We start from the raw sequence: 22009 nt of genomic DNA on the forward strand, positions 1-22009 counted from the left end.
CATGTTCGAGCCCGGTCGACCTTTTATAATTGCGTTTCCTTTTTATATTGCGAAGGGAGCATGCCCGTCCATTTCTTGAACGTTTTCGTAAAATGCGCTTCGTCGAAATAGCCGACCTCGCGGGCGACCGCCTGAATTTTCAGATCGGTCGATTGTAGCAGCGCTTTGGCCTTCTCGATGCGGAACTGGTGCACGTAATCCAAAAAGTTGACGCCCAGCTCCTGCTTGAAGAGCGAGGACAAATATGCGCTCGAGACGAACAGCGCGTTCGCGGCCCCGGCGAGCGACATGCCGGATTCGTTGTAGCGCTCGGCGATGTAATCCAGCGCCTGCTGCACCTTTCGCTTCATCGGCTTGCGGGACTGCAGCGCTTCGACGACGCTGCGAATATAGCGGTACACGATGCCGTTCAGCTCTTCGAACGTGTCGACCCCGTGCACCTGCTCCCGAATGCGCGCGGGATCGGCGTCGACGTCCGTCCCCGGCGGAGCGATCTCCGCGGCCGTCTGCAGCATGCGGCTTAAGAAGGCGATCGTCTGCCCGTGGATATCCTCCCGGGACTGCGTATATTCGCCCTGGAACGCGGTTAACCACGCTTCGGTATCGTTGAGCAGCTCCGCGAACAGCCCCGCGCGCAAATGTTCGATAGCGGCTTGCTCCACCCGCAGCATCTCCGCCTGCCGCAGCCGGCCGGGGAGGGCGCCGGCCTTCCACCGTTCCGCGTCGCGGCGGTAGACGACCGAAGCGCCGAGGAAAAAGCGGAATTCGAGCGCTTCCGCCGCTTCTCGGAACGCTTCGTGCAGCTCGTTCAGCGTCGGCTTCGGATCGCTGACGCCGATGCCGACCGACAGCCGCAAATACCGCTGCAAATTGTCCTTCAGCTTGGCCGCGCCCGCGGCGACTTTCTCTTCCATCCATTCGAACAGGCCGTTGCCGACCGCGACGAGCAGGTCTTGCTCCAACACGATTTCGATCGGCTGCATCAGCGTCTGCTCCAGCGTTTCCTTCATAATATTCGACGCCGCGAACGTAACCAGCTTGACGTCGGACGTACGCTCGTCGTACCGGTCCAGCGATCGGTGATCGATCCGGACGGCGATGACGAGCGGGTATTCGAACGCGACGGACATGCCAAGCTGCTTCAGCTGCAGACGCCGGTCTTCCGTCACGACGGGAGGGTGCCGGAGCCACTGCCGAAGCACCTCCGACTTCGCGTGCGGCACGCTCGCGCGCAGCCGCGATTCGATTCCTTTCAGCCGATCCGTCCGGCGCCGTTCCTCCCGCAGCGACTCCGCGACGCGCACGAACAAGCTCCGAATGTCGTCCGGCGAGCATGGCTTAACGAGATAGTCCGTCACCCCGAGCCGCATCGCCTTCTGCGCGTATTCGAAGTCGCCGTAGCCGGAGAGCAGGATGCAGGTCGTCGGCCAGTCGCGCCTGCGCACCTCCTCAATTAATTGAAGTCCGTCCATTACGGGCATGCGGATGTCGGTAAGCAGCAGGTCCGCCGGCTGCGCGGCGAGAAGCTGCACGGCCTCCAAGCCGTTGGCGGCGAGTCCGTCGATCCGGATGCCGATCGACGCCCAGTCGATCAAATCGGCGAGCCCTTCCCTCGTCAATTGTTCGTCTTCCACGATAAGCAGTCTCAGCATACCGGTTACCCCCGTTTCATCGGAATCGCGATCGTCACTCTCGTCCCGGAGCCGGGTTCGCTGTGCAGGTCGAGCGACGCGCCGTCCCCGTAATGGAGCCGGAGACGGCTGCGCACGTTGTGCAGCGCGTAGCCGCTGTCATCCCGTCCGTCCGGCTCGTTCCGCAGCGCCTCGAGCCGATCCGCGGGGATGCCGACGCCGTTGTCCGTCACCTCGATCGAGAGCGCGCCGTCCGCCGCCGCGGCTTTCACTTGGATGAGTCCCAGCTCGTCGGCGAGCGGTTCGATGCCGTGGACGATGCTGTTTTCCACGAGCGGCTGGATGAGCAGCTTCGGAATCGGGAAGCCGCTCACGTCCGGGGCGAGGTCGAGCTCGTAAGCGAGGTGCGACGGGAACCTCATTTTCTGCAAAAACAAATAATGCTCGAGGAGCTGAAACTCCTCGCGGAGCTCGACGAGATCGCCGCCTTGGTTTAAACTCGTCTTGAAAATGCCGGACAGCGAGTACACCATATCGGCGACGAGCTTGTCGTTATGCTTCTGAGCCGTCCAGGCGATCGTGTTTAACGTGTTATACAAAAAATGCGGGTTGATTTGCGACTGCAGCAGCTTTAGCTCCGCTTGTTTCTGCTTCAATTCGGAAGCGTACACGTCGTCGACGAGCTGCCGGATGCGCTGCACCATAATGTTGTAGCCGGCCCCGAGCTCCCCGACTTCGTCCTGCCCGACGATGTCGACGCGTTCGTCGAACTGCCCCTTCTGGAACCGCTTCATGGACGAGAGGACGAGCCGAATCGGCTGCGTGATCCACCCGGCCGCGGTCCAAGAGAGAATCATGCTGACGAGGATCGTCACGAGCACGATGCTCGCCGTCGTCCACGTGATGCGGTCGAGCTCCCGCAGCAGCTCGCTGCGGGGGCGCAGCACGAGGACATGCCAGCCCGTCTGGGGCGATTGCTCGTGCGCCGCCAGCCAGGAAGACGAATCGACCGCATCGTCCATGCGGTTCAGATCGAACGCGTCCTCGCGGAAATACGGCAGCTCCCGCGCCGGTTTGCCGATCCATCGGCCTCCGCTGTCCGACAGGACGATGCCGTCCTCGCTGACGACCGCGATTTCGGCGCTGCCGGCGGCCGGCGCGTACGAGGCCCGGATGTCCGCTTCGTCGATGCCGAGCAGCAGGACGCCTTCCGCTTCATAATTTCGGCTGTTTTTGAGCACGCGCGTCAGCAGCACTTTCGTCATTTGATCCCCGTAAAAAATGCGATCCGCTTGCCCGGGCGTCTCGACGCTCCAGCTGTCGATCGGCGCATCCCGCAGCGCGGCGTCATAATCGTACAGGCGTCGATACTCTTCGAAGGAAATCGCGGTCGACAGCCCTTTGTTATTGAATTGAATCGGTGCGAACCGGTGGGAGTAAATCGTCAAAAATTGAAAATACGGCCGCGTGACCATCAATCGATTGATGGAATCGTTTACATTTTGATAAGAAACGTATTTTCCACTCGAGGCGTCCGACGCGAGCAGCGCTTGAATTTCGGGCATTAAGAACAAGTAGTTCGCGACTTCCGCGGCGTCCTGCGCGATATAGTCCAGATGGTCCGAGGCGGCGCTCGCCGCGCTTTGCTGCTCCGCCTGCAATTTGGCCGTCATCTCGCCCGCGGCGATCCGGAACGCGTAGGCGCCCGTAGCGGAAATCGTCGCGATCAGCAGCGGCGCGAACCAGAGAAAGATTTTGAGACGAATCGGTACGCGGCGATACCATGCGGGGGAAGCGAAGCGCATCGTGTTGTTCCTTTCTTCGATGGACGACATTATGAATATGATGCTTTTATCATAATCTACCAAGCGGTTTACGGCTAGAAGAAGGGCCGGCGAGCGGGCGAAAACCGAAAGAATATACAAGAAAATCTTAAAATTGCCCTACACGCGGCGAAGGCTCGAGGAAAACGCCGCCGCGCGCCTCATCCGCTCCCCCGTCTGCCAAAAACCATACAAACGAACCTATAAAACGGGTCCTAACGGCAAATCGATGGGACTCCTATAATAAGAGACGTAGACAAACAAACACGAACGAAAGCGGGGATACAGAAATGAACGGATGGAACAAAGCGAAAACCGGCTCGCTCGCGATCGCGGCGGCTATGGCGTTGACTGCGTGCAGCGGCGGAACGGCGGGCGACACGGCGGCTGCGCCGGAGAAGGCGGAGAGCGGCGCGCAGCAGCAGGAGCAGCCGGCGGCCGAGCCGATTACGCTGCGGTTCTTCACGAATAACTCCGACCGCACCGTGGGCCAGGGCAAAATGGAGCAGGAGCTTATCGATCGGTACATGCAGGAAAACCCGAACATTACGATCGAAGTGGAGACGCTCTCCCCGGATCCGCAGTATCAAGACAAAATTAAAGTGTACGCCGCTTCCGAAGGAATGCCGGACATTTTCAGCTCTTGGGGGAACACGAACTTCCTGAAGCCTCTCGTCGACAGCGGCGCCGTCGCGGAAATTTCCAAAGACGACCTCGCCGGCCACGGCTTCGTGGATGCCGCGCTCGATGCGTTCAGCTTCGACGGGAAGCTGTACGGCCTGCCGCGGAACTCGGATTTTTGGGTCATGTATTATAACAAACAAATATTCGCCGACCTCGGCATCGCGGTGCCGCAGACGGAAGCGGATTTCGTGAAAGCGGTCGAAACGCTGAAGGCGAACGACATCGTTCCGATCGCCATGGACGGGCGTGATCCGTGGGTGTCCGGCATTTGGTTCGACACGATGCTGCAGCGCGTATCCGGCACGTGGGAAACGGCTCAGAAGGCGATGGACGGCAGCGGCACGTACGAAGATCCGGCAACGATCGCGGCGGCGGAAAAGCTGCAGCAGTGGGTCGACATCGGCGCCTTCGGGGAAGGGTTCCTGAACCAAGATTACGGCATGGCGAGGAATATGTTCGGTCAAGGCAAAGCGGCGATGTATATGATGGGGAACTGGGAAATGGGCATGGCCGCGGACGAAAACTTCCCGGAAGAGGTGCGGAGCAGCATCGGCGCCTTCGCGCTCCCGGCCGTCGATGGCGGTCAAGGCAAAGCGAGCGATCTGGCGGCATGGTTCGGCGGCGGGTATTCGGTATCGAACGACTCCGCGCATAAAGAAGAGGCGATCGCGTTCCTCAAGTGGATGTTCCAGCCAGACAATTGGGCGAAGGGCGTATGGCAGAACGGCATTACGTTCCCGGCGCAGACGTACGATCAGCTGATGACCGGCAACGAAACGGCGCTTCAACAGGACCTGAGCCGCATCTTTAACGAAGCGACGTCGTACTCCGGCATGCTGGCGCAGGACAAATTTACGGCGGACACGCAAAAGGTGTATTACGACTCGATTCAACAGGTCGCTGTGAAAAGCATCGCGCCGGACGCGTTCGCGAAAGCGATTGCGGACGCGGCGAAGAAGTCGGTAGAAGCCTCGAAATAACACAATCCAAAGACGGGGCGCGCGGGCAACGCTGCGCCCCGCTCATGTCCGGGTGGGATGGTACCATGCATAAGCTGCTAAGCGATCGTAAAACCATCTTTCTGTTGATGGCGCCGGGGGTTCTGCTCGTCTCCTCGCTTATTTTCGTCCCGATCGGGCTGGCGTTTTATTACAGCCTGACGGATTGGAGCGGCGTCGGCGCCTACGCGTTAGTCGGGTTCGATCACTATATCTCGATTTTTACGAACGATCCGATTTTTTGGAGGTCGCTGCGGAACTCGGTGCTGCTCGGGCTCGGATTGACGCTCGTTCAGCATCCGTTTGCGATTTTCGTCGCCATGCTTATTCAATATTGCGGGCGCTACGAGCGATGGCTCCAGGTGTGCATTTTCATCCCGGCCATCATCTCCACCTTCGTCACGACGAAGCTGTGGACCAGCATCTTCGACACTCAATTCGGTTTGTTGAACCGGATGCTCGAAGGGGTCGGACTCGAGGCGTGGCGGCAGGATTGGCTCGGCGATCCGGGCTGGGCGATGGCTTGCATCGTCTTCGTCTGCATGTGGCAAGGGTTCGGCTACGCGTTCCTGCTGTACTTCGCGGGCATCAAAGGCGTCTCGAAGGAGCTGCACGAAGCCGCGATGCTGGACGGCGCCACGCAGCGGCAATGGAATGCGAGGATCGTGCTGCCGCTGCTCGCGCCCGTCATTCGCGTCAATCTGGTGCTCGCGGTCGTCGCCGCGTTCAAGCAGATGGAAACCGTCTATTTGTTGACGGGCGGGGGACCTGCGAACGCCACCCATTTTATGTCGACGTATTTGTATTCGAAGGCGTTCCGCGAGAGCATGTACGGCTACGGCAACGCGATTTCCATCTTGTTGGTCGTCGTTTGTTTGGCCGTCACCGTCCTTATGAACAACGCCATGAACCGGGAAACGGGGGAGAGCGCATGACATCGAAACGGGAAGAGTTGACGCCGCCGTGGGCGACGGCGCCATCGGCGGCCAGGGCGGTATTCGCCGGCTTTATGGCGCTGCTCGCGGCGGCGAACGTATTTCCGCTCATATGGCTGTTCAACTTTTCGCTGCTGAAGAGCGGAGATTTTTTCGGCTCCGACATATTGAAGTGGCCGAACCCGCCGATGTGGAAAAATTACGCGGACGCCTTCGTGAACGCCCGCATCCCGCAGCTGTTCGGCAATAGCGCGCTCATTTCGGCGGCCGCCATCGTGCTAATCGTCGTCTGCGCGGTGCCGATGAGCTACGCGCTGACCCGGATGCGGTGGCGGGGGCGGAAGACGGCGACCGCGCTCGTCATGGCGGGGATGATCGTGCCGATTTATTCGACGCTGCTGCCGAATTTCATCCTGTTTAAGGAAGTCGGCATGCTGAATACGTACGCCTCGTTGATTTTGCCGTACGCCGCGTTCCAGGTGCCGATCAGCATGTACATCCTGACGGGCTTCCTAGAAACCGTTCCGAAGGAGCTGGAAGAAGCGGCCGTCATGGACGGGCTGTCTGTGCCCGGGCTCATTTACCGCATCGTGCTGCCGCTGTTAAAGCCCGCGATCGCCACGGTGGCGGTCATCGCGTTCCTAGCGTGCTGGAACGAATTCATTATGGCGGTCACGTACATCGATACCGACGCGCTGCGCACGCTGCCGTTCGCGGTCGTTTATTTCATGGGCCAATATTCGTCTAACTACGGAGCGCAGTTCGCGGTGCTGGCCATCATTTGCATCCCGTCCATCGCGATGTATTTGGGATTTACGGATCATATCAATCGGGGCATCACCGCAGGCGCGGTGAAAGGGTGAGGGCATCCCTCTCGGCGGCTTTTCGGCTGCGGAGGGATGTTTTTTTTTCTTGTTTTGTTCTGTAAATCGTTATAATTACTATTTACAGATGTGCGGCCTTGAGTTATCATCGTAATCGTCATTAATCGTAATTATTACTATTAAGTCTGGTGGGCACATCCATTATCTTCGGCAAGGAGGAAGGCGGAGCATGGTCGTTCCGAATGATTCTCGTCGGACACAAAGAAAGGGGTTTGCAATGATGATATTCATGAATCGACGTCGTATGTTCAGGGCCAAAGCGCTGCTGGCTCTCGCCTTCGCGTTCGCGGCGGCGGGCTGCGCGGCGCAGGGGGATTCGTCCGAGCAGTCTGCGGCAGGGAGCGCCGAAGGGCGGACGGCCGCGAAAACCGTCACGCTGATGATGCACTATAAGTCGGCGACGCTGGATCCGCATAACGACTACTTGCCGGTTCGCGCGGGCATCGCGGAAACGCTGGTGCGGCTGGACAGCGACCTGACCTTGATAGGCTGGCTGGCGACACAATGGGAAGCTGTCGACGACACGACATGGACGTTCCGCATTCGAGACGGCGTGACGTTCCATGACGGCACTCCGCTTGATGCGGCTGCGGCGAAAGCGTCGCTCGAGAGGGGCATGAGCGTCAGCAAACGATTAGGCGGCCTCGACATCGCCTCGATGGAGGCGGACGGCCAAACGCTGACGATCCGGACGACCGAGCCGAATCCGGCGCTGCCGTCGGAGCTCGTGAACCCGTACGCCGCAATCGTCAGCGTCGCCGCCGAAGCGGCGATGGGCCGGGAAGCGTTCAATTTGCAGCCGATCGGCACCGGGCCGTTCCGAGTGAAACGCTTCGATCCGAACGCGGAGCTTGCGCTCGAACGGTATGAAGGGTACTGGGACGGACCGGCGAAGCTGGACGGCGCGGCGGTCCGATTTAACGAGGACGGCAACGTGCGCGCGCTGGCGCTGCAGTCCGGGGAAGCCGATATCGCTTGGGCGCTGCCCGCGGAAAGCATCGAGACGATTCAAAGCTCCGACCGGCTCCGAGTGGATTCGAACGCGAGTCTTCGCGTGCACCTCCTCCTGTACAACCAACGACGCCCGGCCATGAAGGAGCTCGCCGTCCGGAAGGCGCTGCATCTGCTGCTCGACCGCGAAAGCGCGGCGAACGACATTATGCTCGGGCATGCGGCGCCGGCCAACGGGCCGTTCCATCCGGGGCTTCCTTTCGGCAGCGATGCGCCGGCGCCGGCGCATAACATCGAAGAGGCGAAACGGCTGCTCGCGGAAGCCGGCTATACGCCGGATGCGAACGGCATGTTGTCGAAGGCGGGAGAGCGGCTGTCTCTCGAGCTGATTACATACGCCGCTCGGCCGGAGCTGCCGCTCATCGCGCAGCTGCTCCAGTCCGACGCGGCGAAGGCGGGGATCGACATCCGGATCCGTAGCGCGGAGGATGTCGACAATTATTTGAGCGAGAACAATGACTGGGATCTCGCGACATACAGCAATCTAACGGCCCCTCGGGGGGATGGGGGATATTTCCTGCATGCCGCGCTGATGCCCGGCGGACCGCTGAACGTCGGCGGCATCGACATCCCGGAGCTGAACGAGCTCGTCGCCGAGCTGGATCGGGAAAACGATGCGGACGGTCGAAACCGGCTGATTCGGCAGGCGGTCGATATCATCGGACGAGAGGTGCCGCATAGTTACGCGGTCTATCCGAACTTAATTACCGGCGTGAACGAACGCGTCGTCGATTGGCGGCTCGGCCGGGAAGAATATTACATTCTCGATCATCGGATGGATGTGAAGTGACGTGGTCCGCTTTATCGTGAGACGCGTCTTGCAATTGTGCATCGTTTCTTTTCTGCTGTCGGCCGCGACGTTCGCCTTGATGAAGATGGCGCCGGGCGACCCGGTCAGAGCGATTTTGAAGCCCGACGAATTCGTCGTCACGGCGGAAGCGGAAGCCGAGCTGCGGCGCTCGCTCGGGTTGGATCAGCCGGTCGCGCTCCAGTACGTCCGGTGGCTCGGGAAGGTCGTCCGGTTCGACCTCGGCGTCTCCCATGTAACGGGCAGGCCGGTCGCCGAGCTGCTGCTCGACCGACTGCCCGTTACGCTGCAGCTGACAGGGGGCGCGCTGCTCGTTATGGCGGCGATCGCCTTCCCGCTCGGCGTCGCGGCGGCGCGCGGTTCCGGGGGCTTCGTCGATCATGCGAGCCGGCTGCTGGCGACGCTGGGCGCGTCGATCCCGAATTTTTTGCTGGGGCTGCTGCTCATCTACGCGTTCTCCTTCCGATTAGGCTGGCTGCCCTCCATGGGAACCGGCACCGCCGTGCATCTGATTTTGCCCTCGGCGACGCTCGGTCTCGCCTTCGCGGCGATCTACGCGCGGGTGCTTCGTTCGGGGCTGCTGGAAAGCCTGTCTCAGGATTACGTGCGGGCGGCTCGGGCGAGAGGGCTGAGCGAGCGCCGCATCGTCTGGCGCATCGCGATGCGCGGCGCGCTGCCGCCCGTCGTCACGCTGTTCGGGATGAACATCGGCGCGCTGCTGGGCGGTTCCGTCGTCGTCGAGGTCATGTTTTCGCAGCCGGGCCTCGGCAGTTTGGCGGTAGGTTCGATTTTAAGCCGGGACTACCCGGTCATCCAAGGGTATGTTCTGTTCACGGGGATGGGCGTCATCGCCGTGAACGCGGCGGTCGATTTGGCGTACCGGCGGATCGATCCGCGCATCCGGTTGTCCGAGGAGGGGGGGCCCGTATGAACGCCATGCGCCGTCCGCTTACGCTCGCCGGCGTCATCCTGCTCGGCTTCGTTCTGCTCGCCAGCGTATTCGGCCCGCACCTCACCGGCAACGACCCGGTGACCGTCAACATGGCGGAGCGGCTGCAGCCGCCGAGCCTTCAATATCCGCTCGGGACGGACGCGATGGGCCGCTGTCTGTTCACGAGGCTGGCCGTCGGCGGGCAGTATACGCTCGGCATCACGGCGGCGGTCGTCGCCGCGATCGTGCTGCTCGGCATTCCGCTCGGGCTCTTCTCGGGGTACAAAGGCGGCCGAATCGACGCCATCGTCATGCGGGCGGTCGACGGGATTACCGCGCTGCCGGAATTTATTTTGGCGATCGCGGCGGCGGGCTTTCTCGGAGCGAGCCTCGGGCATGTGGTCATCGCCATCGTCGCCGTGAAGTGGACCGGTTACGCGAGAATCGCCCGCAGCGTCGCCCTTGCGGAGAGAGACAAGGAGTACGTTCTCGCCGCACGCGTCGCGGGCAGCGGACCCGTAAAGATCGTGTTCCGACATTTGGCGCCGCACATCGTTCCGCCGCTGCTCGTGCTGGCTGCGGTCGACGTCGGCAAAGTGATGCTGTCCATCGCGGCGCTGTCGTATCTCGGACTTGGGGCGCAGCCGCCGATGCCGGAATGGGGAGCGATGCTGAACGAAGGAAGAACGTATTTCCAATCCGTGCCGGCCTTGATGCTTCTGCCGGGAGCCGCGATCATGCTCGCGGCGGCGGCGTGCAATTTGATCGGCGACGGGCTGCGGGATACGCTCGACGTCCAGCGGACGTAACGAAACCGTTTTGTTCGGGAAGGGGGAAACACGATGTTGACTGCAGCCGGACAGGAGCACGCGCCGGCGCTGCGCATCCGCGGGCTTCGCATCGCCGCGAAGGCGCGCAGCCGCGGGGGCGGCGCCTGCAAGCCCGTCGTTAGGCATCTTGATCTCGACATCCGCGCGGGGGAGATGGTCGCCCTCGTCGGGGAAAGCGGCAGCGGGAAAAGCGTGACGGCGTCCGCGATCGCCGGTCTGCTGCCGAACGCGCTGTCCGTCGAGGCGGGCAGCGTGCAGGTGCGGGGCAAAGAGGTGACTGCGATGGGCGAGAAGGAGCTGCGCGGGCTTCGAGGATCGGAAGTCGGATACGTCTTCCAGAATTACCAAGGGAGCTTCTCGCCGTTCGCTGCCGTCGGGGCGCAGATGGCGGAGGCGTACCGCCTTCGCCGGCAGTGCAGCCGCCGCGAATCGCGCGATGCCGCGATGGCGTGGCTGGAACGAGTACAACTCCCCGCGGATCGCGCGTTTCGAAGCTACCCGTTCCAGCTGAGCGGCGGGCAGCTGCAGCGGGCCTCTTTGGCCGCCGCGCTCCTGCTCGGGCCGCCGCTGATCGTGGCGGACGAACCGACGACCGCGCTCGACGCGGTGACGGGCGAGCATATCCTCGAGCTGCTTGAGCGGCTGCGGCGCGAGACCGGGTGCGCGGTGCTGTTGATTTCCCATGACCTCAGCCATGTGTTCCGTTACGCGGACCGAACGACGGTCATGTATGGCGGCGCCGTGCTGGAATCGGGGCCGACGGCCGACGTTCGCCGGCGGCCGCTGCACCCTTATACGAAACTGCTGCTCGAGGCGAAGCCGCCGCTCGCGGGCGCGCGTCCGGCATGGCTGCCGGTCATTCCCGGCGAGCCGGGCGCCGTCGCCCCGCGGGGCTGCCCGTTCGCGCTCCGATGCGAGCGTCGTTCCGAAGCGTGCGACGCGCCGCCGCCGCTCTCGGCGACTTCGGGCGGCCATGCCGCCGCCTGCCATCATCCCGCCTGGGAAGGAGGGGACGGCGATGGAGCCGCTGCTGCGGATCGAGCGGATTTCGAAGTCGTATACGCCTGACGCGCGCGCGCTGTCGGATATCTCCCTTACGGTCGGGCGGGGCGAATGCGTCGGCATCGTCGGGGAAAGCGGCAGCGGGAAGAGTACGCTGGCCAAGATCATCCTCGGTCTTGCAGCTCCGGATTCGGGAGACGTCTATTTGAACGAGAGATCGATGCTGCACGCGAAACGGCGGGAGCGCAAGACGCTGCGCAAAGACGTGCAGGTCGTCTTCCAAGACCCGAACGCGTCTTTGAATTCGAAGCTGCCGGTGTGGAGAACGGTCGTCGAACCGCTCGAGAACTACCCGGACTCGGTGCCCGCGGCGCTCATCGCGGCGGGCCGAACGAAGCGCGATTGGGCCGCCGCGCTGCTGCGGCAGGTCGGACTGCCGGAAGCGATGCTCGACCGGTACCCCCGCCAATTAAGCGGCGGCCAGAAGCAGCGGGTCGCGATCGCGAGAGCGATCGGCCTGCATCCGAAGCTGCTCGTTTGCGACGAACCGACCTCCGGTTTGGACGTGTCCGTACAGGCGCAAATTTTGAATTTGCTGAAGGAGCTTAGAATGAAGCACGGGCTTTCCTGCTTGCTGATCTCACATGACTTGGCGGCGGTCCGCTTCCTGGCCGATCGGGTGGCCGTGCTGCGGGGCGGCGTCATCGTCGACAGGTTTCCCGCGGAGCGTCTGCTGGCGCCCGAGCGGCATGAATACACCCGCCGGCTGGCGGAAGCGGCGCAATAAGCCGCGGAAAGGAAGATGTACATGACCGAACGAACGAACCAACCGATCCCCGTTACCGTCCTTAGCGGCTATCTCGGCTCCGGGAAAACGACGCTGCTGAACCATGTCCTGCATAACCGAGACGGCCTCAAGGTTGCGGTGATCGTTAACGATATGAGCGAAGTTAATATCGACGCGGCTTTGGTAGGCCGCGAGGGGCAGCTGTCCCGTACCGAGGAGAAGCTCGTGGAGCTGTCCAACGGCTGCATCTGCTGCACGCTGCGGGACGATCTGCTGAAGGAAGTCGAGCGGCTCGCCAAGGACGGCGCCTACGACTATATTTTGATCGAATCGACCGGCATCGGCGAGCCGATCCCGGTCGCGCAGACGTTCGCGTACGCGGACGACGATTCCGGCATCGATCTTTCTCGGTATGCTTCGCTGGACTGTATGGTGACGGTCGTGGACGCCTATCGGTTTTGGCACGATTTCGCGTCCGGCGACAGCTTGCTCGACCGGAAGCAGGCGCTCGGCGAGGACGACGCGCGCGAGGTCGTCGACCTCCTCATCGATCAAATCGAGTTTTGCGACGTGCTCGTGCTCAATAAGTGCGATCTCGTCGACGAGGAGGAGCTGCGCAAGCTCGAAGGGGTGCTCCGCGCGCTGCAGCCGACCGCGAAGCTCGTTCGATCGAGCTTCGGGAAGGTACCGCCCGGCGAAATTTTGCACACGGGTCTGTTCGATTTCGAATCGGCGAGCCGCTCCGCCGGCTGGATTCGGGAGTTGAACGCTCCGGCCCACACCCCAGAGACGGAGGAATACGGGATCGGTTCCTTCGTCTATCGGCGAAGAAGGCCGTTCCACCCGAAGCGATTGATGGCGTTCCTTGCCGATTGGCCGGCGGAGATCGTCCGGGCCAAGGGAATCGTGTGGATCGCGAGCCGCAGCGATACGGCGGGGCTGATCAGCCAGGCGGGGCCGTCGATTCAGTTCGGGCCTTCCGGCCGATGGCTGGCTTCGCTGCCGGACGCGGAGCTCCGGACGCTGCGCGAGGAGGAGCCGGAGCTGTTCGACGGCTGGCACGAACCTTGGGGCGACCGCATCAATGAAGTCGTATTTATCGGCATCGGCGTGGATCGCGCCGCGCTTGAGAGCGCGTTGGACGACTGTTTGCTGACGGAACGAGAGATGGCGGCGGATTGGTCCGCGCTGCCGGATCCGCTGCCGGCGTGGCCGTCGCTGTCCGAGCCGGCGGCGCCATGACCCGGCCGCTCTCCGCGGGCTTGGCGAGAGTGTACGCGTTGGCCGCGCTCTTCTTTACGGCGAACGCCGTGTTGACGGTCGCCATCCCGCTTCAGGCGGCGGATCGAGGCGTTGCGGAAGGCGAAATCGGCGTCATGATGGGCATCTACATGTTCGTCTGCATGCTGCTGCGGCCGTGGGCCGGGCAGCTGACGGCGCGCCACGGCGTCGCGGCCGTCATGCGCGCGCTGCTGGCGGGCCATGCGGCGGCGATGCTCGTCTACGTCGTCTTCGGCGTCGACGGCATGTACGTCGTGCGGGCGCTGCAGGGCGCGACGACCGCGTTCTTCTCGATGGCGATGCAGATCGGCATCGGGCAGCTGCTGCGGGACGAAGACCGCGGGCAGGGCATGTCGATGTATTCCTTGTCGACGGTCGTTCCGAGCCTGTACGGCCCGGCCGTCGCGCTCGCGTTGTGGGAGCGGGGCGACCCCGTAACGTTGGCCGCGGTCGTCGCCGCGCTCGGCGTCGTTCCCATGCTGCTGCTGTACCGGTCGCCGCTGCCGCGCGCCAAGCCGGAGGAGGAGGAGGCGCTACCTGCAGCGGCAGGCGGCAGGCGTGCGGCATGGCGAACGGTACGCGGGCATACCGAGCTGCGTCTCGCCGCGGTCGTCATGCTGGCCGGCTCGTGCGTATTCGGCGCGATTTCCGCATTTCTGCCGCTGTACATGGTGACGACGGGACTGGGGAGCGCCGCGCTCTACTTGTTCCTGCAGGCGGCGGTCGTCGTCGTCAGCCGGTTTGCGCTGCGCCGGGCGATTCCTTCCGACGGCCGCTGGCATGCGGGCTTCGTCGCGTCGGTGCTGACGTGCTCCGCCGCGGGGACGGCGCTGCTGGCCGTCATGCCCGCGCTCGGCGGTTTTCTGTACGCGGCGGCGCTGTTCAACGGCATCGCCGCGGCGCTGCTGTACCCGACGCTTGCGACTTACATGTCGTTCGCCATCCCGAAAGCGAGCAAGCCTGCGCTCTACGGCGTATTCCTTGGCTGCTACGACTTCGGCTTCGCGTTCGGCGGCTTCGCGATGGGCTTCGTCGTGGAAGCTTCCTCCTACGCCGCCATGTTCGGAGCGTGCTCGCTCCTGGCGCTGTTTGCCGCGGCCGCGGCCGTTCGCGGGCGCTCGAAAGCATCGTCCGCCGAGAAGGAGGTTGCCGCGTAAGGCACTTCCGATTACAATGGACAGGGAAAATGTGGAATCAGGGGAGGGAGCGGATGGACGCAATCATCGTGGTGCTGCTGCTGGTCATCGTCGGGCTGCTGGCACGCATCAACTCGAAATTGCCCGGCGGGCGCGATCTCGCCCAAGAAGCGATGGAACGCTATTATCAAGAAAAGGCGGAGCGGGAGCGGCAGAGTCGGAAAAATACGCTATAGCGGAGGCTTGCGTTTTTTCATATGAGCGAAAATTTCGCTGCCTAGGCGGTCCGCGATGGCAAGAAAGGCGTCCGCGACGACCGGATCGAACTGGGCGTTTTTTTGCCTGCGAATTTCTTCGATCACGTCGCTTATATCCAGCGCATTGCGGTATACCCGGTCGGACGTCATCGCGTCGAACGTATCCGCAACGGCCATGATGCGCGCCGGGAGCGGAATTTGCTCGCCCTTCAAGCCGTCCGGGTACCCTTTGCCGTCGTACCGTTCGTGATGCGACCGCACCATGTCGAGCACGCCGTTTTTCCGAAACTCGTCGATGTGCTGCAGCGTATGGTAGCCGACAACCGGATGCTCCTTGATATGGGCGAATTCGTCGTTCGTCAGCTTGCCGTTTTTGAACAGGACGCTCTCCGCGACGCCGATTTTCCCGATATCGTGCAGCAAGCCGCCGATATAAATCGACTGGCGAACGTTAGGCGGCAGCCGTAATTCTTCCGCGATCATCAGCGCATAGCGCGCGACGTGCTCCGAATGGGATGCGGTGTTCGTATCCCGCGAATCGATCGTCTTCGCAAGCGCGGTGATCATCTCCAGCGTTTTCGTTTTCGTCTGCAGGTAGTTTCTGGTCAATCCGGCGGCGACGAAAGCGATGATCAAATAAATAATTCCGAGCAGCAGCAGCGTGAGCGGATGCGGCATCCCTTGCGAATGCGTAAACCAGCATCGGACGAAGACGAGCAGCGACGTGCAGGCGACGAAAAACGAAGGGGATTTGTCCCAAAAGCCTAACCCGAGAAAGATCGGGGCGATCAAATAAAGCGGGTACAGCTCCGGGCCGGACGGATCCGCGATAGTAATGAGCAACGGCGTAATCGTCAAAATGGCGAGAAAGCCGACGCGGTATTTAAACGTATGGTCCAACGACAATGTAAACAACGAGGTCAACGCTTTGCGCATGCGGGGTACCTTCCGTTTCCTACAATGGATAAAAATGGATTATACTAACCTTCCACATCTTTAGCTTTTTTATGCATTGTCCCATTTTTCGGGTTTTCCTCCCTTTGCCAATTGAAGTATAATCGCTTCGAACGGAAGAAGATTCCGAGTTAGTGAAGGAAGTTATGTTTCCGTACGTTTGCGAAAATAAAGGAGGAGTACCGTGAATTTTCAGCCGCTGGAGCAATTTCTCGATCGCATTACGTCCTGGCGCATCCCGTGGGCGGATTGCTTAGTGATGCATCGCAATGAAATCGTTTTCCGTCATCGGTCCGGCGTGTTGGACGTCGAGACCCGCACGCCGATCGACGAAGGACGCATCTTCCATCTGTACTCGTTAACGAAAATTTTGACGTGCGTCGCGGGTTTGCAATTATATGAAAAGGGAGCCTATCTGCTGTCCGACCCGGTGTCGGATGTCTTGCCGGAGTTTGCGAACGTGCAAGTTCGCAAGCCGCTGGGCAACGGGGAATTCGCCTTAGAACCGGCGGCGAGGCCGATCACGGTGCGCGATCTGTTCGCGATGACGGCCGGGTTTTCTTACGATTTCGGGGCGCCGCCGATCCGGGAAGCGGTCGAACGGGCGAACGGCGCGGCTACGACTCGGGACATCGCGAGGGGAATCGCGCAGGTGCCGCTGTTGTTCGAACCCGGGACTCGGTGGAACTACAGCCTCTGCCACGACGTGCTGGCCGCCTTCATCGAGGCGGTGGACGGCCGAAGCTTCGGCGCGTACGTGAGAGAAGAAATTACCGGTCCGCTCGGGATGAAGGACACAGGCTTCGCGCTGACGGAGAATCAGCGGTCCCGCCTCGCCCCGCAATATACGTTCGATGACGCCCGCGGCGTCCCCGTCCGCAAAGACGGGAACGGGTTTACCTTGTCGCCGGCGTTCGAGAGCGGCGGCGCGGGATTGTATTCGACGGTCGACGATTACGCCCTCTTCCTGAACGCGCTGACGAACCGCGGGACGAGCGCCGACGGCGTGCGTATCTTGTCGCCGGCGTCGGTCGAGTTGATGCGGACGGACCATCTGACCGAGGAGATGCGCGACGACTTCTCGAGGATCCCGCTGCCGGGGTACGGTTTCGGTCTGGGCGTGAGGACGCATATTTCGAAAGCGAAGAGCGGATCGCTTAGTCCGATCGGCGAATTCGGCTGGAGCGGCGCGGCGGGCTGCCTTGCGATCATCGACCCGGAAACGCAGCTGACCGTTATGTATGCGCAGCATATGTTGAACAATCAGGAGACGTACGTGCATCCGAGATTGAAGAATATCGTATATGCGTGTTTATGATACCGCTCTTTGGAACCCCGCGATGTGCATCGCGGGGTTTCGACTGTGCGGCGCATGGTGGGATTCGCCTCCTGTTGGCTTTCACGGCGCCGTGCGGCGCGTTATGGGAAGACGGTACGTGCCCGGCTGCTGATGCTCACGGCGGCGCGCGGCGCGTTATGGGAAGGCAGTATGCAAAAGAAGGGCAGGGTGTTGTCTTCTTATGTGTACAGGCTTCCTATAACAGCCCCGGCTGCTGACGCTCACGGCGGCGCGCGGCGCGTTATGGGAAGGAAGTATGCAAAAGAAAGGCAGGGTGGTGTCTTTTTAAGTGTACAGGCTTCCTATAACAGCCCCGGCTGCTGACGCTCACGGCGCCGTGCGGCGCGTGATGGGAAGGCAGTATGCAAAAGAAGGGCAGGGTGTTGTCTTCTTATGTGCACAAGCTTCCCATAACAGCCCCGGCCGCCGACGCTCACGGCGCGGTGCGGTGAGCTATGGGAAGGCGGTACGGGCCCGGCCGCCGAATATGTACCTAGTAAACCCGCGACTTGCGGATTTTTTCATGGTCCGCCGTTTCCAATTGGGAGAAAAATTTCTGTCATACCTCCAATTCTGGAGAAATATGCTTTTTTTAAACAATGGACATCTACGACCAAACTTTCCATTCCAATCCAAAAACGGAAGGATGATGGTGCATTGATCAAGTCCAAAAAGCCGTTATTGTCGGGAGCGCTGGCATGCTTCATGCTGCTCCTCGCCGCGTGCGGCGGCGGCGCGCCCGCGCCTGAACCGTCGAAGCCGCCTGCATCGACGAATGAGCCGGCGAAGCAGGAAGGGACGGACGAAGCCAAGCCTCAAGAGAACATTACGCTGGAATTTTGGACGATCGCGCTGCAGCCTACGTTTAACGACTATTTCCACGAATTGATCGCCGCGTACGAAGCGGAGCACCCGAACGTCAAGATCGATTGGCAGGATTACCCGTTCGACGCCGTCCAAACGAAGCTGCTCGCCACGGCGGCCGGCGGCGGTGCGCCCGACGTCGTCAACCTGAACACGGAGATCGCGAACCAAATGGCGTCCAAAGGAGCGCTTGCGGATTTGAAGCAGTACGTGAGCGAGGAGGCGCAAGCCGCTTACTTCGAAGGCATCTTCAATTCCACAGTGATGGACGGCAAGGCGTACGCGCTGCCGTGGTATACGGCGACGCAGGTGCTGTTCATGAACAAGACGCTGGTGGAGCAGGCGGGGCTCGATCCGGCGAAGCCGCCGCAGACGCGCGCGGAGCTGCATCAATGGGCGCGCACCATCAAAGAGAAAACCGGCGCGGCCGGCTATGCGACGGAATTTTTGGCAAGGCATTTGGCGAGCGAAGGCGTAGCGATTCTGAACGAAGATCGGACGGCGGCCGCCTTTAATACGCCGGAAGCCGCAGCCGTACTCCAAGAAATGAAGCAGCTGATCGACGAGGGCATCATCATGAAGGAATCCGCGAAATTCGATCAGCAGGTGCAGTATTTCGCTAGCGAACAGGTCGCGTTCGCGCTGACCGGGTCGACGTTCATCAACCGAATCAAAACCGCAGCCCCGGACATTTACAACAACACCATCGCGGTACCGCTCCCTCCCGGCAAAGGCAACATTAGCTTCTCCAACTCGATGAACATCGTCGTGCCGAAAGGGTCCAGCCATCCGCAAGAAGCGGCCGATTTCGCGGCGTTCCTGACGAACGCGGACAATCAGTTGGCGTTCTCGAAGGTCGCCAACACGTTGCCGTCGACGAAGTCGTCGATCGAGGACCCGTTCTTCACGGAGTCGGACAATTCGCTCGAAGCGCAGGCGAAGCTCGCGTCCGTCGCGGGGCTCAAAATCGCCGACGAATATTCCCTTGGCGTGCCGAGCGTACAGGATATCAACTCGGCGATCGCGCGCGGCATGCAGCGCATCTTCCTCGACGGCAGCGACATCCAGACGACGCTTGCCGAAACCGCGGAAGAAGTCGACGGCTTGCTGAAAGCGGCGCAGTAATCCTACGTTTGGAGGCGATGGAATGAGAACCAGAGGATGGAAAACGGCGATCTGCTGGATCGCCTTGCTTCTCGCGATGGCCGTTCCGACGCAAGCGTTCGCGGCGAACGACACGTCGAGACATCATGTGCTGGACAACATCATCAACGCCAAAGGACTGAAGGGAAATATTTTGTGGTACGACTTGGCCGCGAATTTAAGTCGACTGAACAGCCGTGAAGCGGTCGAGGCGATGCTGGACAAAACGAAGCAGGCGAACATCGACACGATCGTGCTCGACGTCAAAAACTACACGGGTTACGTCGCTTACCAGAGCGCCTACGCGCCGCATATCAGCACGTCCAAAATCCCGAGCTATCAAGGCTATTTCGCGCCAGGTTACGACCTGCTCCAGGTCGTGCTGGAGGAAGCCCGCGAACGCGGAATCCGGGTGCATGCGGCCGTCAACGTGTTCTCTGAAGGGAGCAACGATTTCAAAGACGGACCGGCGTTCGCGCATCCGGAGTGGCAGTCCCACTTCTACTACGCGACGCAGGTCGTCGCGGCGCCGGACGGCAGCGCGTACGATTTGTTCGGCGTCGACGTCGTCCGAGGCACGAACGCGCTCGTCAAATATACGCCGAGCTACACCGGATCGCCGCGCGTGAATCAATGGGGAGCCGAAGCGGTCGTCGTGGGCGATACAGTCACGACAATCATCGACAGCGCGACGACAGGTCAAATCGCCGCCGTTCCCGCGGATGGCTATGTGCTCTCCGGTCACGGGCTCGCGCGGACTTGGATTCTCGAACATCTTAAGGTGGGGGATAAGGTCGATACGACCGGTTCGAAAACGCAAATCGTGCCGGCGAACCAATACCCGACGTTCTCCACGTTCGTCAATCCGCTGTACCCGGAAGTGCGCGAGTACGAATTGAACATCATCCGGGAGCTCGCGACGAAGTACGACGTGGACGGCATCGTGCTCGACCGAGCCCGCTATTCCAACATTTACGCCGATTTTAGCGATCTCAGCCGCCAAGCGTTCGAGCAATATATCGGAGCGCAGGTGCAGCAGTGGCCCGCGGACATTTTCACGATCACGTTCACCGAGGACGGGAAAGAAATCGTTCCGGGACCGCTCTATCAGAAATGGATCGAATGGCGCGCGCACAATATTTTTAACTTCTTCTATGAAGCGAAAACGCTCGTCAAATCGATCGACGAGACGCTCGATTTCAGCACCTACGTCGGCTCGTGGTATCCGTACTACTACAACGAGGGCGTGAACTGGGGCAGCCAAGACTATTACCCGGACGAACCGTGGGCGAGCCCGGATTATCACAAGTACGGGTATGCCGACATGCTCGACTTCATTCAAACGGGACTGTACTACACGGACATCACGGAGCAAGAAGCGATCGAGGCCGGCAATCCGGAATGGATGAGCGTCGAGGGCGGCGCGAATCAAAGCACGGAAGCGGTGAACGAAGCGACGTTCGTCTACGGAAGCCTCTACTTGCTTCAGTATCAGCATGACCCCGAGCGATTCCGCGAGGCGATCCGCACGACGCTCGACAATACGCACGGCATCATGATCTTCGATCTCGTCTATCTCGAATGGTACGACTGGTGGCACATCTTGGAGGAAGAACTGAAGAAATCGCATGCGCCGCACGAAAATCCGGGCCTCAGCAGGCAAACCGAAGCGGAGTAGGCGGCGAGGGAGCGACCGGGAAAGGCTGCATTCCGCGCGGCCTTTCCTTGGCTTTCGAACGTTCGAACGAAAGGGGGAGAATGCATTGCGAGCGGCGAGACGGCTTTCTTTCGAATCGATGACCGCGTGGGCGTTCATGGCGCCTGGGCTTACGGTGATCGCCATATTTGTCGTGTGGCCGATTGTGTACAGCGTTCCGCTCTCATTAACGAACTATTCCGTCATCGGGGATACGTCGTTCGTCGGCCTCGGCAACTTCGCGCGCGCCTTCGAAGACCGGAATTTTCTCGCATCGCTCTGGAATTCAGTGCTGTACATCTTGGTCGTGCCGTTCATTCAAATGTTCTCGATTCTCATGGCGATCCTCGTCAACAGCAAACTGCCCGGGATCCAAGCGTTCCGCACCGCTTATTACATCCCGGTCGTCACGTCCATGGTCGCGGTCGCGATCGCGATCATTTGGCATTGGCTGCTCAGCAACAATGGCATCGTTAACTACGTGCTGCTCTCGCTCGGCGTCATCGACCGGAAAATCGGCTGGCTGTCGAACAGCGATACCGCGTTGTTCGTGCTGATGTTCATTACGATGTGGAAAGGGCTCGGGTATTACATGATGCTGTACTTGGCCGGACTGCAGTCGATTCCGGCGGAGCTGTACGAAGCGGCGAAAATCGACGGCGGCAGCCTGCGCCAAGTGATCGCGAACATTACGATTCCGCTGCTGCGGCCGTACGTGCTGTTCTGCAGCTTGATCTCGTTGATGGGCGCCATCCGCGTTTTCGACGAAATGTTCATTTTAACGGACGGCGGACCGGGAACGTCGACGCTGACGTCCAGCTTGTACATTTATCAGCAGGGCATCGAGCAGTTCAATTTCGGCTACGCCTCCGCGCTCGGGCTTATCGTCAGCGTCGTGGTCGGCGCGCTCAGCGTCCTTGTATTTAAGATCAACCGAAAAGGCGGTGTGCATCCGTATTGATCCGTACCGTATATACGACGAATCGCCGCAGGGCGACGGTCGCGAAGACGTGGA

The 22009-nt window shown here is 61.0% G+C and carries 18 protein-coding genes; 15 read left to right on the plus strand and 3 right to left on the minus strand.

Going from position 1 to position 22009, the window contains the following annotated elements; all coding sequences use genetic code 11:
* Positions 1–23 precede the first annotated feature (23 nt).
* Positions 24–1652, minus strand: coding sequence for a response regulator (locus VE009_RS18470; protein WP_325010126.1), 1629 nt, complete (start codon positions 1650–1652; stop codon positions 24–26).
* 5 nt (positions 1653–1657) lie between these two features.
* Positions 1658–3436, minus strand: a complete 1779-nt coding sequence (locus VE009_RS18475; RefSeq protein WP_325010128.1) for a sensor histidine kinase — start codon at positions 3434–3436, stop codon at positions 1658–1660.
* A 308-nt stretch (positions 3437–3744) separates the two neighbouring features.
* Here VE009_RS18475 and VE009_RS18480 point away from each other — a divergent pair, with 308 nt between their 5' ends.
* The 11 genes from VE009_RS18480 to VE009_RS18530 all read left to right on the plus strand — a co-directional run bounded on the left by VE009_RS18480 (position 3745) and on the right by VE009_RS18530 (position 14977).
* Positions 3745–5118, plus strand: a complete 1374-nt coding sequence (locus VE009_RS18480) for an ABC transporter substrate-binding protein (RefSeq protein ID WP_325010130.1) — start codon at positions 3745–3747, stop codon at positions 5116–5118.
* Between the two features lie 65 nt (positions 5119–5183).
* Entirely contained in the window at positions 5184–6071 is an 888-nt protein-coding gene (locus VE009_RS18485) for a sugar ABC transporter permease (protein ID WP_325010132.1), read from the plus strand.
* Positions 6068–6934 carry a carbohydrate ABC transporter permease gene (locus VE009_RS18490; RefSeq protein ID WP_325010134.1) on the plus strand — a complete coding sequence of 289 codons (867 nt, stop codon included), beginning with the start codon at positions 6068–6070 and terminating at the stop codon, positions 6932–6934. The genes VE009_RS18485 and VE009_RS18490 overlap by 4 nt, the downstream gene beginning before the upstream one ends.
* A 250-nt stretch (positions 6935–7184) precedes the next feature.
* Positions 7185–8756, plus strand: coding sequence for a nickel ABC transporter substrate-binding protein (gene nikA, locus VE009_RS18495; RefSeq protein WP_325010136.1), 1572 nt, complete (start codon positions 7185–7187; stop codon positions 8754–8756).
* 16 nt (positions 8757–8772) lie between these two features.
* Positions 8773–9705 (plus strand): nickel ABC transporter permease, encoded by a 933-nt coding sequence (gene nikB / locus VE009_RS18500; RefSeq protein ID WP_325010138.1) that lies wholly within the window; start codon positions 8773–8775, stop codon positions 9703–9705.
* A complete protein-coding gene (gene nikC / locus VE009_RS18505; RefSeq protein WP_325010140.1) occupies positions 9702–10514 on the plus strand; it encodes a nickel transporter permease in 813 nt (270 codons plus the stop codon). Before nikB ends, nikC begins: the two co-directional genes overlap by 4 nt.
* A gap of 33 nt (positions 10515–10547) precedes the next feature.
* Entirely contained in the window at positions 10548–11603 is a 1056-nt protein-coding gene (locus VE009_RS18510; protein ID WP_325010142.1) for an ABC transporter ATP-binding protein, read from the plus strand.
* A complete protein-coding gene (locus tag VE009_RS18515; RefSeq protein WP_325010145.1) occupies positions 11554–12324 on the plus strand; it encodes a dipeptide/oligopeptide/nickel ABC transporter ATP-binding protein in 771 nt (256 codons plus the stop codon). The genes VE009_RS18510 and VE009_RS18515 overlap by 50 nt, the downstream gene beginning before the upstream one ends.
* 21 nt (positions 12325–12345) lie before the next feature.
* On the plus strand, positions 12346–13566 hold the full coding sequence (locus VE009_RS18520; protein WP_325010147.1) for a GTP-binding protein: 1221 nt from the start codon (positions 12346–12348) through the stop codon (positions 13564–13566).
* Entirely contained in the window at positions 13533–14762 is a 1230-nt protein-coding gene (gene cntE / locus VE009_RS18525; protein ID WP_325010149.1) for a staphylopine family metallophore export MFS transporter CntE, read from the plus strand. The genes VE009_RS18520 and cntE overlap by 34 nt, the downstream gene beginning before the upstream one ends.
* A 53-nt stretch (positions 14763–14815) precedes the next feature.
* On the plus strand, positions 14816–14977 hold the full coding sequence (locus VE009_RS18530) for a hypothetical protein (protein WP_325010151.1): 162 nt from the start codon (positions 14816–14818) through the stop codon (positions 14975–14977).
* Here the strand turns inward: VE009_RS18530 and VE009_RS18535 are convergent.
* A complete protein-coding gene (locus VE009_RS18535; RefSeq protein WP_325010153.1) occupies positions 14972–15934 on the minus strand; it encodes an HD-GYP domain-containing protein in 963 nt (320 codons plus the stop codon). The two genes, VE009_RS18530 and VE009_RS18535, sit on opposite strands and share 6 nt — an antisense overlap.
* 202 nt (positions 15935–16136) lie before the next feature.
* Between VE009_RS18535 and VE009_RS18540 the strand changes: the two genes are divergently transcribed.
* From VE009_RS18540 to VE009_RS18555, 4 genes are all read left to right on the plus strand, one after another.
* Positions 16137–17270 (plus strand): serine hydrolase domain-containing protein, encoded by a 1134-nt coding sequence (locus VE009_RS18540; protein ID WP_325010155.1) that lies wholly within the window; start codon positions 16137–16139, stop codon positions 17268–17270.
* Between the two features lie 678 nt (positions 17271–17948).
* A complete protein-coding gene (locus tag VE009_RS18545; protein ID WP_325010156.1) occupies positions 17949–19280 on the plus strand; it encodes a sugar ABC transporter substrate-binding protein in 1332 nt (443 codons plus the stop codon).
* 22 nt (positions 19281–19302) lie between these two features.
* Entirely contained in the window at positions 19303–20976 is a 1674-nt protein-coding gene (locus tag VE009_RS18550) for an alpha amylase family protein (protein ID WP_325010158.1), read from the plus strand.
* Between the two features lie 85 nt (positions 20977–21061).
* Positions 21062–21955 (plus strand): sugar ABC transporter permease, encoded by an 894-nt coding sequence (locus tag VE009_RS18555; RefSeq protein WP_325010159.1) that lies wholly within the window; start codon positions 21062–21064, stop codon positions 21953–21955.
* Positions 21956–22009 lie beyond the last annotated feature (54 nt).

It is taken from the genome of Paenibacillus sp. (genome assembly GCF_035645195.1).
GTDB lineage: Bacteria > Bacillota > Bacilli > Paenibacillales > YIM-B00363 > Paenibacillus_AE.